Genomic DNA, 1,899 nt, shown 5'->3' with positions numbered 1-1,899 from the left:
CGGATCCTCACCCACCGGGCAAACGCGGCATCGGCATCGCCGACCGAGCGGAAACTGCGGCCGGCCACGACGTGCTCGCGCACGATGTCGACCTGCCGCTCCACGCGGCCCTTGCCGGTGGGCCGGTATGCGGCCAGCACATCGATGTCGAAGCCGTAGTGCCCGGCGAATGCGGTGGCCGCGGCCGTGACCGGGACCGCCTTGCCCGGGGCCACATGGCGACGCACCACAGTCTTGAGGCGGTCGTAGACGATCGCCGCTGGCACCCCGCCGAAGTGGGCGAACGCCCGCCGGTGACAGTCGAAGAACGTTGCGGCATCCATCGAGGTCACGAAGCAACAGAACGGGTCCCGCGAGTACGACAGCGTCATGTGAAACGAGTAGACCCGCACCCCGGTGCCAAACAGGTCCCCCTCATCGCCCCAGTCGACCTGCGCCTGCGCCCCGGGAAGAGTGGCAATACGTCGATGCAGACTCGTCGCCCCTGGCTCATCAAGACCGAGCTCGGCACGGATCTGGGGCCGGCGACCCCGGCAGTAGTTCTTGACCCGCTGGTAGTGCACGTGAACATCGTGCTCATCGGCCAGGCGCTCGCAGATCACCGTGGCCTTGATATCGATGCAAGCTCGCAGCATCACATCGATCAATGCCGCGATCGCCGCGGTGATTGCGATCCTCTGTGTGCCCTTGCGTGACGGCGCCGACGGCGGCGAAGCCGGGGCATCCTCGGACAGATACTTGCGCACCGTGCGCCAGTCGCAACCGCACTCGCGACCGATTTCCGCGTACGACATGCCCGTCGCACGCAGCTGCTTGAAACGTCGGATATTCATCCAGGACTCCTCATCCAGGATCATGGAGGTGGGCCACCCTTCGAGAATCGTCAACTTGCCGGAAGACGACTCCCAGGGTGGCCCACCCACCTCGGCGAACAACTACGGAACGCCGAACACCGACCTACATATGAACCTGTCCCCGGACCGACATATCAGGGTGTACGCGGACAACATCGAGTCCACGAGCGGCTGGAGGAACAAACGGCCCAGCTGAGTGACGATGACGTCGACCACCTGAACAGCATCGGCGCGGACCCTAGACGCCGCGCCAGATTCCCGCATAGCCGCCACTTCCCGGTGTGTCAGCTCGGTGAGTCGCTCGAGTAACTCACCTCGCTGACCGCCGGGATCTAGCAACGCGCGGCGCAGGTAGTTCACCACCTCGGGACGCCTGACCAGCATGTCGGCAACCGCCTCGTTGCGGATCCGGGCGATGTCGGCGCCTGGGACGTCCACGGGCGCCGAGGCAAGTGCGGTAGCGAAATGCTCTACGACCAGTCGCTCGACCGCCCCGCGCAGGCCGTCCTTCGTGCCGTAGTGATGGACCACGAGACCCACCGTCACCCCGGCCGCGGTCGCCACGGTTCGCAACGAAGTGCCGTCCTCGCCGTTGGCGGCGTAGAGATCCAGTGCGGCGTTGCGGATGCGCGCCTTGGCAGTGAGATCCTGGCCCGCGGCGCCTGGTGCGGAACGATTCACGCGGTTCCCCTTCAGTTGCGGTCGAGCCTACGGACCCCAAACTAGACTATACGTCGGTACCGCATACTGTATGTTCGTACAGTACATGGTGTCCCGGCTCAGTCGGCCTTGTCGACCTGACTATCGTGCCGTCGGCAGCCAGTTGCTCAGGCCACCCGCATCGGGCCTCAGGGCCCCTTGGACGTCCCGGTCGAGGTTGGGTCACGGGTCGGACGTGCGGGTGTCGGCGATATCTCCGTCGCCACAAGCCGAGGTATCGCACCCAGTACAACTTCATCGACAGGAAGGTCTGGACATGGACACATTTCGCGACAAGGCCGGCGAGCCGATAGGTACCGATATCGACAACTGGGTGGCCTCGTTC

General features: G+C 65.0%; 2 protein-coding genes. Both read right to left on the bottom strand.

The features are described 5' to 3' along the window. Positions 1-857 (bottom strand): IS21 family transposase (istA, locus tag G6027_RS16720; protein ID WP_241727219.1); only part of this gene is annotated, 857 nt, incomplete at its 3' end. A 78-nt stretch (positions 858-935) separates the two neighbouring features. Continuing rightward, positions 936-1,550, bottom strand: a complete 615-nt coding sequence (locus G6027_RS16715; RefSeq protein WP_206682506.1) for a TetR/AcrR family transcriptional regulator — start codon at positions 1,548-1,550, stop codon at positions 936-938. Positions 1,551-1,899 lie beyond the last annotated feature (349 nt).

This window comes from Dietzia sp. SLG310A2-38A2 (genome assembly GCF_014145095.1).
Taxonomy (GTDB): Bacteria; Actinomycetota; Actinomycetes; order Mycobacteriales; family Mycobacteriaceae; genus Dietzia.
The sequence above is the reverse complement of the archived record's forward strand: the minus strand, read 5'-3'. Positions and strand labels throughout refer to the sequence as shown.